Source organism: Oleiphilus sp. HI0066 (assembly GCF_001635725.1).
Genome location: NZ_LWFH01001766.1, coordinates 1 through 15,447, shown reverse-complemented (window position 1 = coordinate 15,447; position 15,447 = coordinate 1). Strand labels below are relative to the sequence as shown.

Annotated in this window: 16 protein-coding genes and 1 pseudogene; 2 read left to right on the top strand and 15 right to left on the bottom strand. The window is 43.4% G+C overall.

Translation table 11 applies throughout. The annotated features are described in order from the left end of the window. Window positions 1-84 precede the first annotated feature (84 nt). Entirely contained in the window at window positions 85-1,101 is a 1,017-nt protein-coding gene (locus A3738_RS27435; RefSeq protein ID WP_068475500.1) for a GGDEF domain-containing protein, read from the top strand. A 5-nt stretch (window positions 1,102-1,106) separates the two neighbouring features. Here A3738_RS27435 and argB read toward each other — a convergent pair whose 3' ends face one another. From argB to A3738_RS27410, 5 genes are all read right to left on the bottom strand, one after another. After that, entirely contained in the window at window positions 1,107-2,003 is an 897-nt protein-coding gene (argB, locus tag A3738_RS27430; RefSeq protein ID WP_068475502.1) for an acetylglutamate kinase, read from the bottom strand. Between the two features lie 16 nt (window positions 2,004-2,019). Beyond that, entirely contained in the window at window positions 2,020-4,599 is a 2,580-nt protein-coding gene (locus A3738_RS32780; protein WP_369819840.1) for a phosphomannomutase/phosphoglucomutase, read from the bottom strand. Between the two features lie 56 nt (window positions 4,600-4,655). After that, window positions 4,656-5,114 carry a dUTP diphosphatase gene (dut, locus tag A3738_RS27420; protein WP_068475506.1) on the bottom strand — a complete coding sequence of 153 codons (459 nt, stop codon included), beginning with the start codon at window positions 5,112-5,114 and terminating at the stop codon, window positions 4,656-4,658. Further along, the gene (coaBC, locus tag A3738_RS27415; RefSeq protein WP_068475508.1) at window positions 5,111-6,340 is read right to left on the bottom strand and encodes a bifunctional phosphopantothenoylcysteine decarboxylase/phosphopantothenate--cysteine ligase CoaBC; all 1,230 of its coding nucleotides are present in this window, start codon (window positions 6,338-6,340) and stop codon (window positions 5,111-5,113) included. Before coaBC ends, dut begins: the two co-directional genes overlap by 4 nt. Before the next feature lie 81 nt (window positions 6,341-6,421). Beyond that, window positions 6,422-6,631, bottom strand: a complete 210-nt coding sequence (locus A3738_RS27410) for a cold-shock protein (RefSeq protein WP_068475510.1) — start codon at window positions 6,629-6,631, stop codon at window positions 6,422-6,424. Between the two features lie 166 nt (window positions 6,632-6,797). Between A3738_RS27410 and nth the strand changes: the two genes are divergently transcribed. After that, window positions 6,798-7,433 (top strand): endonuclease III, encoded by a 636-nt coding sequence (gene nth, locus A3738_RS27405; RefSeq protein WP_068475512.1) that lies wholly within the window; start codon window positions 6,798-6,800, stop codon window positions 7,431-7,433. 78 nt (window positions 7,434-7,511) lie between these two features. Here nth and rpoS read toward each other — a convergent pair whose 3' ends face one another. From rpoS to eno, 10 genes and pseudogenes are all read right to left on the bottom strand, one after another. Further along, on the bottom strand, window positions 7,512-8,495 hold the full coding sequence (gene rpoS, locus A3738_RS27400) for an RNA polymerase sigma factor RpoS (protein WP_068478066.1): 984 nt from the start codon (window positions 8,493-8,495) through the stop codon (window positions 7,512-7,514). An 80-nt stretch (window positions 8,496-8,575) separates the two neighbouring features. Further along, window positions 8,576-9,385, bottom strand: coding sequence for a peptidoglycan DD-metalloendopeptidase family protein (locus A3738_RS27395; RefSeq protein ID WP_231876780.1), 810 nt, complete (start codon window positions 9,383-9,385; stop codon window positions 8,576-8,578). Between the two features lie 180 nt (window positions 9,386-9,565). Then, window positions 9,566-10,492, bottom strand: a complete 927-nt coding sequence (locus tag A3738_RS27390; protein ID WP_068502125.1) for a DUF368 domain-containing protein — start codon at window positions 10,490-10,492, stop codon at window positions 9,566-9,568. Window positions 10,493-10,507: 15 nt separating this feature from the next. Then, window positions 10,508-11,167: a protein-L-isoaspartate(D-aspartate) O-methyltransferase gene (locus A3738_RS27385; RefSeq protein ID WP_068483572.1), complete on the bottom strand. Its 660-nt coding sequence runs from the start codon at window positions 11,165-11,167 to the stop codon at window positions 10,508-10,510. Continuing rightward, window positions 11,167-11,916, bottom strand: coding sequence for a 5'/3'-nucleotidase SurE (gene surE / locus A3738_RS27380; RefSeq protein WP_068483576.1), 750 nt, complete (start codon window positions 11,914-11,916; stop codon window positions 11,167-11,169). Before surE ends, A3738_RS27385 begins: the two co-directional genes overlap by 1 nt. Window positions 11,917-11,928: 12 nt before the next feature. Then, window positions 11,929-12,861 carry a tRNA pseudouridine(13) synthase TruD gene (gene truD / locus A3738_RS27375; RefSeq protein ID WP_068483578.1) on the bottom strand — a complete coding sequence of 311 codons (933 nt, stop codon included), beginning with the start codon at window positions 12,859-12,861 and terminating at the stop codon, window positions 11,929-11,931. After that, complete coding sequence (gene ispF / locus A3738_RS31660; protein ID WP_197472384.1) at window positions 12,858-13,352, bottom strand: 2-C-methyl-D-erythritol 2,4-cyclodiphosphate synthase; 495 nt, start codon at window positions 13,350-13,352, stop codon at window positions 12,858-12,860. The genes truD and ispF overlap by 4 nt, the downstream gene beginning before the upstream one ends. A gap of 42 nt (window positions 13,353-13,394) precedes the next feature. Then, window positions 13,395-14,066 (bottom strand): annotated as a pseudogene (gene ispD / locus A3738_RS31655) (2-C-methyl-D-erythritol 4-phosphate cytidylyltransferase); the annotation flags it as partial. A gap of 12 nt (window positions 14,067-14,078) precedes the next feature. After that, window positions 14,079-14,360 carry a septum formation initiator family protein gene (locus A3738_RS27365; RefSeq protein ID WP_068479449.1) on the bottom strand — a complete coding sequence of 94 codons (282 nt, stop codon included), beginning with the start codon at window positions 14,358-14,360 and terminating at the stop codon, window positions 14,079-14,081. Window positions 14,361-14,577: 217 nt separating this feature from the next. Beyond that, a partial coding sequence (gene eno / locus A3738_RS27360) for a phosphopyruvate hydratase (RefSeq protein WP_068763991.1) occupies window positions 14,578-15,447 on the bottom strand: 870 nt, incomplete at its 5' end.

Here is a 15,447-nt window from a genome sequence, read left to right as displayed (position 1 = left end):
CGATAAAAGTTATAATGAACTTTAAAATCATGCTATACCTAAATATACCGATTCAATTTTTTACTAATTAACTTCGTAGATATGATGCAAACAAGTAGTGATATCGGGCTTGCGGTGAGCCTTCTAAAACAAACTCTACCCGAAATGCAAAAACGTAATATTGCAACAACCCCCGAGAACTATGCCGTATGGTATGAGTATGTCAGCGGGCGCAATGCGGAATTAGTTAATGAAATCAATCTATTAGATTTAAATCGCAGCTCTTTTACTTCTAATGTGCATAGAGAGTTATATCAAAAACATATTGCTAGCCAACACGAAGCGACAGTGAATCAGCTAAGTGATAGCGTCAAACAAGTTATTAACGAATTCTTACTTCGCTCTCGTCATGAGGGTGAAGGTCTGGGCGTTTACAGTAAAGCGTTAAACGATATCAGCTCAGAAGTGAATACAACGCAAGATATCGCTGAGCTTAAGCTCATGATCGCTCAACTGATTGAGCATACTAAAGAGCGAGAAGCCGCCACTTGCGCAATGCAAGAGTCACTTGAAAGCATGTCTAATGAAATGCAGCGTCTAAAAAATGAAGTAGCGCGATTGAGTGGCGAAACAAGCGTAGACCCTCTAACACGTATTTCGACGCGGGCTACATTTGATGAAGACTTAGCAATGCACATATCTATGAGTCAATCTCAAGACGAAGCACTTTCATTGGCTATTCTAGAAGTCGATCAGTTCGATCAATTCAGAGATAAGTTTGGCGATACGATTGGCGATAAAGTCTTAAAATTTATCTCCACACTATTCAAGAAGCACTTAAAGGGTAACGACTTAATTGCGCGCTATGATGAGTATAGTTTCGCGCTGCTCTTACCAGATACTCAACTTGAAGGTGCAATTACCGTAGCAGAAAATTTGCGCCAACGTCTCGCAAAACAAACACTCTCGGACAGTGCAGAGAAGTTACAGCTCGGCACTATTACTGTTTCATGCGGTGTCGCAGAGTTAAACAAGAATGATGATATTAAGAGCTTTAATAAACGCGCGGAAGCTTTGCTAAGCGCAGCGCGTTTTGAAGGAGGTAATCGAGTCCAGAGCTGACGCGATTACACGTTACTGATTAGTGTTCCTACGCCTTCATCAGTAAATATTTCTAGTAGCGTTGCGTGGCTAACACGGCCATCGATGATGTGCGCACTTTTAACACCGTTTCTCACAGCACTTAAAGCACAAGCGATTTTCGGCAGCATACCGCCGTAAATCGTGCCGTCCGCTATCAATTCATCCACTTGCTGTGTATTTAGCCCTGTCAGAATCTCACCTTGTTTATCTTGTAAACCAGAGATATTGGTAAGCAGAATCAGCTTCTCTGCATTCAGTTCTTCCGCAACCTTACCAGCAACAAGATCCGCGTTAATATTGTAAGAAACGCCATTCTCGCCTACGCCAATTGGTGCAATTACAGGAATAAAGTCGCCTTGAACAAGCATATCAATTGCTTCAGGGTTGATTCGACTAACTTCCCCAACATGGCCAATATCGATAATTTCGGACTTCTGAATTTCTGGCGAAGCACTCTTCACCTCAAGCTTACGAGCTCGAATAAAATCTGCATCCTTACCCGTCAAACCAATTGCTTTACCGCCATTGCGATTGATCAATGCTACAATTTCTTTATTAACCAAGCCACCTAATACCATTTCCACGACGTCCATGGTTTGAGCATCTGTCACACGCATACCATCAACGAAGCGACTTTCTATATTCAAACGACTTAACAAATCACCTATTTGTGGACCACCGCCGTGAACAACAATCGGATTAATACCAACCAATTTCATCAACACAACATCACGAGCAAAGCTGTTTTTTAGCTCTTCGTTTTCCATTGCGTTACCACCGTATTTAATAACGATAGTTTTACCCGCGAAACGTTGGATATAAGGCAGAGCCTTATTCAATACAGAAGCGACTTGAATCGCACTGTCTTTATCTAAACTCATTTATTCGAACTCTTAACTAAAACGGGATATTTAAACTGCTATCAACAGCTAATAATTGCTCTTTAAAGCGCGCCTGAATGCGTGCGATTGCCGACTCGTTGTCTGCCTCAAAACGGAGAACCAAAACCGGCGTTGTATTCGATGCGCGACATAGCCCCCACCCATCTGCAAAATCAACACGTAATCCGTCGATGGTAGAGACACTCCCATCTTCAAATGCTGCAGCACGCCCACAAAGCTTTTCTATCAATTCAAACTTTGTTTCGTCCGTCACGGTGATATTAATTTCTGGTGTACTGGTATCTTCTGGGAATTCCGCAAACACTTCATCCGCCGAACGGTCTTCAATACCAAGAATTTCAAGTAAACGAACGGCGCTGTATAAACCATCATCAAAACCGAACCAACGCTCTTTGAAGAATATATGACCACTCATTTCACCAGCGAGTAAGGCGCCTGTTTCTTTCATTTTAGCTTTGATCAATGAGTGTCCAGTTTTCCACATAATAGGACGACCACCAAAGCTTGCGACCAAACCATTCAAACGACGCGAACACTTCACGTCATAAATGATATCAGCGCCAGGATTACGCGAGACAACATCCTTTGCGAAAAGCATCAACAAACGATCTGGCCAAATAATCTTGCCACTGTTTGTCACAACACCTACCCGATCACCATCCCCGTCGAACGCTAAGCCTAAATCGGCATTCTCTCGCTGAACTGCCGCGATCAAATCTTGTAAGTTTTCCGGTTTGCCTGGATCAGGGTGGTGATTTGGAAACGTTCCATCAATTTCGCAAAACAATGGCACCACGTCACAACCAAGCTCTTCAATCAACTTAGGCGCAAGCTCGCCCGCAACACCATTACCAGCATCAACAACGACCTTAAGTGGCGCAGCAACAGCCACATCATTAACGATTGTGTCTTGGTAGGCATCATCAACATTTTGCTCACTGACCGTGCCACTGCCACTAGCTAGGTCACCATTTACGATACGATTGTACAAGGCTTGAATGTCTGGACCGGAAAGCGTGTTGCCAGCTACCATCATTTTGAAACCGTTGTAGTTACTTGGATTATGACTACCGGTAATCATAACGCCAGTTCCAGTATTTAAATGATGTGTCGCAAAATACAAAACAGGAGTAGGAACTTGGCCAATAACGATTGCGTCAGCCCCTGCGGAAGTAATACCTCTGCAGATTGCCTCACAGTATGGTCGGCTAGATAAGCGCCCGTCATAACCGACACACAGAGTACTTTGTCCTTGCGCCAAGGCTTCAGATGCAAGCGCTCGACCGATTAACTCGACGCCTTCGTCAGTTAAAGTTTCATCGACGATTCCACGAATATCATAAGCTCGGAAAATTGAAGACTCGATTGAATAAGTTGTCTTTTCTTCAACAACAGTTTCTGTAGTTTCGTTCAAACCCAACTCCTCATCTAGGTCCAAATCATCAAAATTTAGCTCGTCACTTAGGTCGTGCTCAGGCTCTAATTCTTCATCAACAACAAGTTCGGCGAGAGGCTCATTTACAGGTAGCTCTTCTTCCGCCGCAGGTGCTGATGTTTTAGGTTTCTTTGATACCTTTTGCTCTTGCGTCGACAGCGCTTGATTAGCATTTGTGACAAGTGAAATGGTCTCGGAAAAATGCAAACGCTGCGTTGATTTTCGTTCACCAGAAATGGCTGACTGCACAAGTGAATCCGCTAATACCACGTCGCTATGAACTTTTTGCAATCGAAACCTGCATACCAGATAAACAAGCACGAGCGTAGATAAGGCAGCGCTGCTGAGCATAATCCAAAGCAGCGTTCTATCTATGGCAACAATAGCTGACGAATTAGACAGATATCTAAGCTGCCAATTACCTATATTCAGAGATTTACTGATCTCTTCTCCACCAACACTAATACCAGCAGAAAATACTTTAGATGCAGATTGATCAACTCCACCATAGATGGTGAGACTACCTTGCAAGGCTTGAGCTTTAATCTGTACTTCCTTCGATATCTCGCTCAAATCAAAGACAAATAAAACAACAGCAGGATCATTGTTCTCAACACGCACCGCTGCTTGATAGAACCAACTCTTTCCGTCAAAAAACGCATCAAATCTTAGTTTATCAATATCTTGCGCTTTTCTAACGGCGTCGACACTCGCATATCCTAAATCAGGGTAAATAGTACGCGCTTGCCCAAGCTGTGATTCTGGAATGACATAAAGACCTACTAAGTCACTAAAACTTGCCTTCATTAATTGATGACTTGTTTTGTCGCTAGAGAAACCATTCATCAATACATTATTGGTCGCGACAGATTTTAAGGCATATAAACGTTCTTGAATCATAAAATTCAAGTCGCTCTGAACAAGACTTGCGTAATTTTGATTGATATCGTTTTGCTGATCTTTCTCAACACTTTGCACAAAGTAAAGTTCGATAAGTAGAGCCAACGCGATAACACTTATGAAAGCTATCGCTGCGGGCTGAAAGCTCCAGGCCGCGATGGACTTGCCTTGATTATCATCTGCAACCTTGCTCTTCCCTTTGCTTGTTGCCTTACCTTTTTCTCGCTTCTCAGTTTTCACCAGCGCGTGCTTTTTCTTGAGCCTCAACATGAATCCATCCCGACTTAATGTGTCTCTTATTTTGTACCCGTTGAACCAAATCCACCGGTTCCTCTATCTGATTCTTTAAACTCGTCGACGAGATTAAACTCGACTTGCACGACAGGCAAAACAACTAACTGAGCGATACGTTCACCCGGCTCTATACAAAATGTTGTATTTCCTCTATTCCAACACGAAACCATCAACTCGCCTTGATAGTCAGAATCTATCAAACCAACGAGATTCCCCAAAACAATCCCATGCTTATGACCAAGGCCAGATCTAGGTAATATCGTTGCCGCCAGCTGAGGGTCTTCGATATAAATCGCCAATCCAGTAGGTATCAGGGTAGTTTGGCCAGGTTCTAAGTTAATCGATTCGTCTAGGCAAGCTCTCAAATCAACACCCGCAGAACCCTGAGTTGCGTAACTAGGTAAGGGAATAGTATTCCCAATTTTGTCATCCAAGATTTTTATTTGTAATGGCGTTTTCATTTACTTTTTCTTTTTTGATTTAATTTTTCAGATAGTCGAGTCACTAATTCTTGAGCCAAGGAAGCTTTAGATGTCAAAGGCAATAATTCTTCACCATCTACAGTAACCAAAGTTACCTCATTGTTGTCACTATTAAATCCAATTTCTTGATTCGAAACATCATTCGCAATAACGACATCTAAGCTCTTCCGCTTAAGCTTAGATTTAGCGTACTGAATAACATCGTTTGTTTCAGCAGCAAAACCAACAATTAGAGACTGACTACTTTCTCGCATAGCAGAGACGTTAGCAATTATGTCAGGATTCTGAGTAAGCTCTATTTGAATATTATCGCCGAAACCAGTCTTCTTCATCTTCTGTTCAGAAACATCAATTGGCCTGTAATCGGCAACCGCAGCAGAACCAATAAATACATCTAATCCAGTTCGTGCTTGTCGCATTGCTTGCTCATACATCTGTTCCGCAGACGTCACATCAATACGTTCAATACCACTGCTACATGATAAGTTAACAGGACCGGAAATTAAGCAAACATCTGCACCCACTGCATGGAAGGCTTCTGCCAAGGCATAGCCCATCTTGCCTGAGCTATGGTTTGAAATATATCGAACAGGATCAATCGCTTCTCGCGTTGGCCCTGCCGTAATAACGACTCTGTACTTACATTCTCGCGGTGTTGATTCCTGAGAAATTGCCGCAACAATATCGCTTGGTTCCATCATTCGACCAAAACCAACATCACCACATGCTTGTTCGCCTGATGCTGGCCCTACTATTTGGAGTCGCTGCTCATAACTTTCGATGAGATTCTGGAGATTCTTTTGCGTAATAGGATTTGCCCACATTACTTGATTCATTGCCGGCGCGATCGCTATCTGCGCCTCGGTCGCTAGCACAAGCGTTGTGAGAAGATCATCCGCAAAGCCATTAGCTATTCTTGCGATGCAATTTGCACTAGCAGGTGCGATCAATATGAGATCTGCCCATTTTGCGAGTTCGATATGCCCCATTCCTGCTTCAGCATCTTCATCAAGAAGTGCTGTAGAAACAGGTTCGCCACTTAAAGCTTGGAAGGTCAATGGTTGGACGAATGCACACGCACCCTGCGTCATCACAACGCGTACGTTCGCACCGTTTTTCTTGAGTTGGCGACAAAGGTCGGCAGATTTATAAGCAGCAATACCACCACTCACGCCGAGCACAATATTACAGTCTTGAAGTGCCATACTATTTTTGGTCTATCAGATAAAAACAAACCCGCTGTCGCAAGCGATAGCGGGTTCGTAGAATTTCGATCGGGTTATGTCCTACTTAGGAACAACCTGCTCAGCTTGTGGGCCTTTTTGACCTTGGCCTACAGTGAACTCAACTTCTTGGCCTTCAGCTAAGGTTTTAAAGCCTTCAGACTGGATTGCACTAAAGTGAACAAAAACGTCTGGACCGCCGTTTTGCTCGATGAAACCGAAGCCTTTTGACTCGTTAAAAAACTTAACCTTACCTGTAACTCTTTCTGACATAACCTATTCCTGAATATATAACGTAATTGAAACGCTCAAAACGTGGATATAGGTATGTACAAACAAGCATTCTAGATGCCCAATGTCATAAAAATAGCCGTGTTTTTAAGGCTTCCTTAGTTATACTAGCTGACTTTAATTACAAACACCAAGAATTGTTTTAACAATGAACAAAAGCATTCGCACAGAGATCTTCACACGCTTTCGAAACGACAATCCAAAACCTGAAACAGAACTGAATTACAGCTCTCCTTTCGAGTTACTTATTGCTGTCATTTTATCTGCCCAAGCGACCGATAAAGGCGTTAACAAAGCAACTGACAAACTCTTTCCTGTCGCAAACTCTCCCGAAAAAATATACGCGCTGGGAGTAGATGGCTTAAAGGACTATATAAAAACCATCGGCCTATTTAATGCTAAAGCAGAAAATGTCATCAAGACATGTGAGATGCTCATTTCTCAACACAACTCAGAAGTACCTGAAGATCGCGAAGCCCTAGAGGCACTCCCTGGCGTTGGAAGAAAAACCGCTAACGTTGTACTTAATACAGCCTTTGGCCATCCTACAATGGCGGTCGACACACATATTTTCCGAGTAGCAAACAGAACGAAGATCGCTCCGGGCAAGAATGTACTGGAAGTCGAAAAGCGCTTATTACGCGTTATTCCAAAAGAATTTCTTGTGGATGCTCACCACTGGCTGATACTTCATGGACGCTACACATGTATGGCACGAAAGCCTAGATGTCAGAGCTGCATGATCGAAGATTTATGCGAATTTAAAGACAAGACCGGCGAATAACGCTGCGATTAGAAACAAAAAAACCGCCATCTTATTCAGATGGCGGCAAATAATATTAGGACCTAGAACAAGTAGTGGCTATTTAAATAACATATCGCCACTCAAACCTTGCTTTTCAAGAATGTCTCGTAAGCGCTTAAGTGCCTCTACTTGAATTTGGCGAACACGTTCACGGGTCAAGCCGATTTCGCTACCAACCTCTTCCAAAGTACTCATCTTATAACCGCGCAAACCAAAACGGCGTGACAACACCTCTTGCTGCTTGCCAGAAAGCTGATCCAACCAACCATCAATCGAACCTTGCAAATCGTTATCTTGCAAGATTTCGGCAGGATCCGAAGCATTTTCATCTGCAACGGTGTCTAGTAACGATTTATCGCCATTCACACCAATCGGTGTATCAACAGAAGCTACACGCTCATTAAGACCAAGCATCTTCTTCACATCAGCAACTGGTTTGTCGAGAAGATCCGCAATTTCTTCTGCTGATGGCTCGTGATCAAGCTTTTGTGTCAATTCACGTGCTGCGCGCAAATATAAATTCAATTCTTTCACAACATGAATCGGCAAACGGATGGTGCGTGTTTGGTTCATGATTGCGCGCTCGATGGTTTGACGAATCCACCAAGTAGCATATGTTGAGAATCTGAAACCGCGCTCAGGATCGAATTTCTCAACCGCGCGAATCAAACCTAGGTTACCTTCTTCAATGAGATCTAGAAGAGTCAAACCGCGATTAACGTATCGACGCGCAATTTTTACAACTAAGCGCAAGTTACTTTCAATCATGCGCTTACGACCAGCTTCATCTCCTTTCTGAGCAAGGCGCGCAAAATGCACCTCTTCCTCAGCTGATAGAAGAGGAGAAAAACCGATCTCATTTAAATACATTTGAGTCGCATCAAGTTGACGACTTGCGGCTGCATCTCCGCGAGTTCCTGTACGACGGCTATCGATAGATGTAACTACCGATGCAATATCTTCCTCATGCTGTGAATTTCCATTGTCTGAACCAAAACCGAACTGCTCTGCTTCAAATAAAGTATCTCTTTCTGCTGCCATGGTGTTTCTCCGCTTTTTATTGTCTATTCCGTTTTCAGGAATAACCTAGCTGTTTCTTAATCGCCCTCTTATGAAGGCATCTATCTTTTTGGCAAGTACTTTTCCGGGTTGACCGGCTGACCATCCTTACGAATTTCAAAATGAAGCATAGGCTTTTGGCCTTTCGTACCCATTGTTGCAATTCGTTGACCACGCCGGACAGGTTCACCCTCTTTTACCAGCATCGTCTGGTTGTGCCCATAAGCACTTAGGAATCGATCGCTGTGGTTAATGATTATAAGATTTCCATAACCTAAGAGACCGTTCCCTGCATATACAACTTCTCCCGAAGCTGCTGCATTAACGTCATCGCCGACGGCACCTCCTATATCAATGCCTTTGTTGATATCCCGACTGCGTGAGTTCACAGAATACTTCGCAAGGATCAGGCCAACATGAGGCCACGCCCAAGTTATGTTATTGGAATTATTGAGATTTTTGTTCTTTGTCGATTTGTAACGAGATTCAGGTTTTCGTTTACGTTTTGTTACATTTGAAGAACCAGAAGGCGAAGAGCTGGCAGAATTTGAGGCCGACTGGATGGCTGAAGCACTCACTTCCAAGTCTATTTTTTGACCAACAAAAACGGTATATGGCGATTTTATGTTGTTAGCACTTGCTAACTCTTTGTAGTCACGTCCGTAGCGCCACGCGATCTTGTATAGCGTTTCACCGGACTGAACCACATGAGTTCCAAAATACACCGGAGGGTTAAAGTTTTTATTGTAGTAAATGTCTGGAGAAGTGCACGCCGATAATGCAAAAAAAACCAAGATACATTTGGTTACAGAAAGAGCTTTGCGCCAAAAGACGTCAATTTCTCGTACACCAAACATGAGTTTTTCGTTCAACATATCGACCTTAAATATAACCTAAAGAAATATAAAAATATTTTTATATTTCTTTATATTTTACATAAGTAGAGTTCGTTTTAAGAAGTGCCGCTAAGTACCTATTATTTAAGTACTTTTTTATTTTGAAAACAATTGCAAAAGTGTTACCAAAATACTCGAGTGTTCCGTTACGTAACACTAGTTTGCATTCCGCTCTAGTCTATTTATAACAACTAATATGAGCAAAATTGAGCCTACTCCAACAACAAACCAAATCGCTGCCAACCCTATTTGAGGATCGCCGACTAATTGAGCATAGTCTGCTGGCCATAATACGCCTTCTAGATGAGCAACATTCTCGCCCTTACTATTTAATCGGTAGCTTAGTACTTCTCTCCAAGGCCAGATCTTCTGAATTGACCCCAACATTAGTCCAGTCAAAAAACTGAGGCATATTGTTCTGTATAGATGTAACAGATGAGCAATAATTCTTGCCCCCAGAATTAAACCCAACAAACACCCCAAGACAAAACAAGCGAGAACACTTAGTTCAAAACTTTTCACTGAGCCAAGGATGAAAGTGTAAGTACCTAGAAGTAATAACAAAAAGCTCCCCGACACCCCTGGCAACAACATTGCAAATATCGCAATGAAACCAGAGATAAACGCACCCAAAAGATTGAATTCAAGCGAAAAAAATCGACCGCTCGCAATAAACATCGCCAACCCAACCCCTAATACCAGTGCAATGCATTCACTGCCTCTCCAGCGATCCATACTGCTTCCCATGATCCACACTGAAGCCGCAATAAGACCACAGAAAAAAGACCATAAAGGAATAGGGTGACTAACAATAACTTCAGAAATAAAGGAAGCGAGCAAAAAGATACTACTGAGAATACCCGAGAGCAAAATCAACAAGAACAATGCGTCGATCTCTTGAAAAAACTGCTGAATAGACCTGTGTTGTAGAAGCTTTCGCAGGGCAGGAAGTACAGAGTTAATACTTGATAGCAGTCGCTCGTATATCCCAGTTATAAATGCAATTGTTCCACCGGAGACGCCGGGTACTATATCCGCTGCGCCCATCATAATGCCACGCAAAAATATTAGCACCCAATGCATAGATTCTCCTTTAGCTTAGCGAACAACACCCGGCAAAAATGGTACAAACATTACCGGCTCAATGACGTCTTTCAAGAATTGCTCACCTCTACGCGTCACAATAGTCAAATTTTGCTGCACATCGCCTAAAGGCACGATCATCTTGCCACCATCTTTCAACTGACGAAGTAACTCAAGGGGAATCTCTTTCGGTGCGGCAGTCACCATAATTGCATCAAACGGCGCTTGCTCGGGCCAACCAATGCCGCCATCAGCATGACGGCTGTATATATTGCGATAACCTATTCGTTCAAAACGCTGACGCGCTTTATTCAATAATGGAGAGATGCGTTCGACCGTATAAAGCTCATCAACGACTTGAGACAAAATAGCGGCTTGATATCCAGACCCTGTTCCCAACTCCAGCACTCTACGAGGCTGATGCTGAACGAGTAACTCCGTCATTCTTGCGACAATATATGGCTGCGAGATGGTTTGATTATGTCCGATAGGTAAAGCAGTGTCTTCGTATGCTCGATGCGACAGCGCTTCATCTAAGAAAATATGTCGAGGTGTATCAGCGATTGCCTCCAGAACACGCTCATCAGCAATACCCTTATCGCGCAAACGCTGAACCAACCTCAGACGCGTTCGGCGAGAGGTCATTCCGATGCCTTCAATACTCTGCTCTGGCATTAAGACTTCTCTTTCACGGCTTGTTGCAAGGTCGCAAGCGCTGTATGCGAAGTCATATCGGCATGAATAGGTGATACGGAAACGTAACCATTAGATACAGCATGAAAATCAGTACCTTCCCCCGCATCATCACCCTCACCAGCAGTAGAAATCCAGAGACGCTCTTTGCCTCGTGGATCTGAAAACTGCTCAGGCGGCTTCCCTTTTGCTCGGTGACCAAGACGCGTGATCTTTAAGCCATTTAGCTGTTCATAAGGCACATCAGGAACGTTAACGTTGAGAATAGTTCGTGGAGGTAAAGTCGAGAAGATGTCGTTTTCCAATATATCGCGAACCACTTTTGCGACAGTCTCGTAATGCCAGTTTCCGCGATTTACGAGTGATGCGGCTATGGCAGGTTTTTCTAAAAAACGCCCCTCTAAAGCAGCCGCAACAGTCCCTGAATAAAGTACATCATCACCTAAGTTCTCATGGGTATTGATACCGGAAACAACTCGCTCAACATCTCCATTAGTCAAAGCAGTCAAACCAACGTGAACGCTATCAGTTGGCGTACCATCAACACATTGAAAACCATTTCGAAGAGTCGTGACTTTTAAAGGTCTTGATAAAGTGAGAGATCCACTGGCTCCACTATGATCACGATCAGGAGCAACAACAGTAATTTCGGCTATTTTGCTAAGCTCGTCAGCCAAACAGTGCAAACCTTCTGCATTCACACCGTCATCATTAGATAGTAACAATTTCATTTTAATTCTCTATCACTGCTCTGCCATCTGACGTGTTGAGGCATCTTCTAAATCAAATAGCTCGCTCAACAAACTCGTAGCAAAAGCGCCTGGCATTAAATTGAAATGAAGCGTCAACGCATCATCATCAAAACTCCAGGAAAAATTCTCAGCTGGCATTCTATATGGCCGCCTAGCTAAGGTCATTCTATTCTTATGCAATCCTCGCACTAGTTCAGGATATTGTGCAAAAAACGCATTTTCTTCGTCCGTTTTAGGCGCGAGCCCTGGCGCATCATCTCCGTACAAAGGACCATCCGAGGCGACAAGCCAGGTCCCGTCTTGTACTTTATCCGCCAACATAATATTAAACAGATAGGAACGCACAGCCGATAGGTAAAACGATCTTTGCGAACGAGAGACTTTTATTTCGCCGGCAAACCAACGCTTAGCACGCTCTAAATTTTGATTATCACGCCCGAAGCGCTGAACACCAAAGTAATTAGGAAATCCATGCTCACGTATATATTCAAGACCAGACAATAAATCAGCAGTTTGCGAAACTCCGCGAACGACTAATCGAAAATAATTGCCGACATGTTCACCACGACGAAGTTTTTTATTATGCCTAGCAAGCTCAACTAACCGAACACCCTCAATTCCGCTAAGATCTATCGAATCAAACTGGCGATTACGCACATACACACTAAACCACTGACGAGTGACCGCCCAACGATCTTTCATGCCCGAATAACTGACATCCATTGGTTTAACGCCAAAATAATGCGCTAACTGCTTCGCGATGAACTCGGTATTCTGGCCAGTCTTTTCGATAAATAAATATAAATGCTCACCCTCACCAGAAAATTCCATCGTCATTTTCTCTTCCACATAAAAATCTTGTGGCGTCGCCTTATATGTAGCTTTTAACCAAACGCTACTGCTTGCTCTTGGGAGAGAATTCACACGCTTACCTGCCTCATAAGCATGACGCTCGCATCACAGGCAATACCCTCTTTTCTGCCTGTAAATCCGAGCTTTTCAGTCGTCGTCGCTTTAACACTCACACGATCCACATCTATCCCTAGATCTTCAGCGATACATTGACGCATATTATCAATATGGGGCAACATCTTCGGCGCTTGGGCGATAATCGTGCTGTCCAAGTTATTCACCGAAAAGCCTTTTGATTGAATCAAATCATTTACCGCTCTGAGTAAAAAACGGCTATCTGCTCCCGACCATTCGTCATCAGTATCTGGAAAATGCTTACCTATATCTCCTAAGGCTAAAGCACCTAGCATTGCATCACAGATCGCATGCAACAACACATCACCATCTGAATGCGCCTTTAAACCAAAGCTATGAGGAATTCTCACGCCGCCAAGAGTAACGAACTCTCCATTCTCGAACGCATGTACGTCATAGCCCGTACCCACTCTAAGATCAGGCGTCATATTTGTTTTCTCATTTACGGTATTTGTACTTTCTAGTGCAGCCAAATCTTCAGGCTTTGTGACCTTAATATTGCTCGACCGTCCTTCTACAAGTAGCGGAGAGTGCCCTGCAAACTCCATCGCTGAAGACTCATCAGTAATTTGTACTTCTTTCTTTAAAGCAGAGCGTAAAGCATCACGTAAAAGCGCATAAGGGAATGCTTGGGGAGTCTGTGCGCGCCAAATTATGTTGCGATCGAGCGTTGAATCCACCCGACCATTCTTGGAACATTTAATTGTATCAACCGAGGGAAGCGCTAATAACGCACCATCTGGTGCATCCAATAATGACTTTTCTAGTAACTCTAACTCATGTTCAGTAATCAAAGGACGAGCGGCATCGTGAACCCAAACCCAATCATGATCCGCAGCCTTATCAGATAAAGCCATTAACCCTGCTAGAACGGTATCTGCTCTTTCATCACCGCCAACAAACCTTATGCACTTGTTGGTAACATCAACAGGTAGAGAATTAAAATAGGAGTCGTCAGACCTTAAACCTACCAACACGGTTTCAAAGCGAGGTTTTGCAGTCATTGCTTCTATTGTTCGAGCAATGATCGTTTGTCCATCAATGTTAAGATATTGCTTTGGAATGGTGGACCCCATTCGAGATCCGATACCAGCGGCGGGTAGAATGAGCCAGTGCTTCGGCTCAGAATTGCGTTTTACCATGCAGAATGTTCATCAATGATCGCTTGAATTGACCACCATAAAGAAGGTCTCGTTTCGACCAATCATACCAAGGTCTACGCGTGCGCGCTCCTCTATTACTTCATAACCTTTCTTAAGATTTGTTACTTTCGCGTCTAAGCGCCCATTTCGCTCTTCCAGCTCAAGATTCGCAACACGCAATACATCTACTTTTTCTTGCAATTGCCACACCTCAAATATGCCGCCTTCGCCAGCCCACAGCCTGAACTGAAGCACGACCGTTGCCAACAACAAGAAACCCCACAACAACTTCATTTACAATCCGATAAAAACTAAAAATATGGTGAACAAAAATAACAAACCTATGAGTTCACTCTAGCCTAGAATCGGCATCACGCTAGCCTAAAATTCATGTCCAAATTGAAATAATTCTCTACTAGCGAGAGCTAAAAAAAGGGCTAAACTGCCCTTCTTTTTTGCTTAAAACTAAGCTCACTTAAAGCGCTAAGCAAGCTCAGTTTGAACAGGCCAATTATTGGCCTTTGATTTCCGAACGACCTTTATAAGGTGCTGCTGAGCCAAGTTTTTCCTCAATACGCAGCAAGCGATTGTACTTAGCAACACGGTCAGAGCGACATAGCGAGCCTGTCTTGATCTGACCGGCACATGTACCTACTGCCAAATCAGCAATAGTCGTATCTTCGGTTTCACCTGAACGGTGAGAGATCACTGCGGTGTAGCCTGCATCTTTCGCCATTTGAATTGCATCAAGCGTCTCACTCAAGCTACCAATTTGGTTGAACTTGATAAGAATTGAGTTACCGATGCGCTCATCGATACCACGCTTAAGAATCTTAGTGTTAGTCACGAACAAGTCATCACCAACTAGCTGTACTTTGTCACCAAGTACTTTTGTTTGATAAGCCCAACCAGCCCAATCAGATTCATCTTGACCATCTTCAATAGAAACAATTGGGTAAGCATCACAAAGCTCTGCTAAGTAATCAGAGAAGCCTTCAGCAGAGAAGACTTTACCTTCACCGCTTAGATCGTACTTTCCGTCTTTGTAGAATTCAGAAGATGCACAATCTAGCGCGAGTGTAATGTCATCACCTAGAGCGTAGCCGGCATCGGCAACAGCCGTTTTAATGACTGCCAATGCATCAGCATTAGACGCTAAGTTAGGCGCAAAACCACCTTCATCACCAACAGCTGTGTTCAAGCCTTGAGATTGCAACACTTTCTTCAATGCGTGGAAAATTTCAGCACCCGCACGAAGCGCTTCAGCGAACGTAGGCGCAGATACTGGTTGCACCATAAATTCTTGGATATCAACATTGTTATCTGCGTGCTCACCACCGTTCAGGATATTCCAANATNCGACTATTGCTGATTTGGCAGT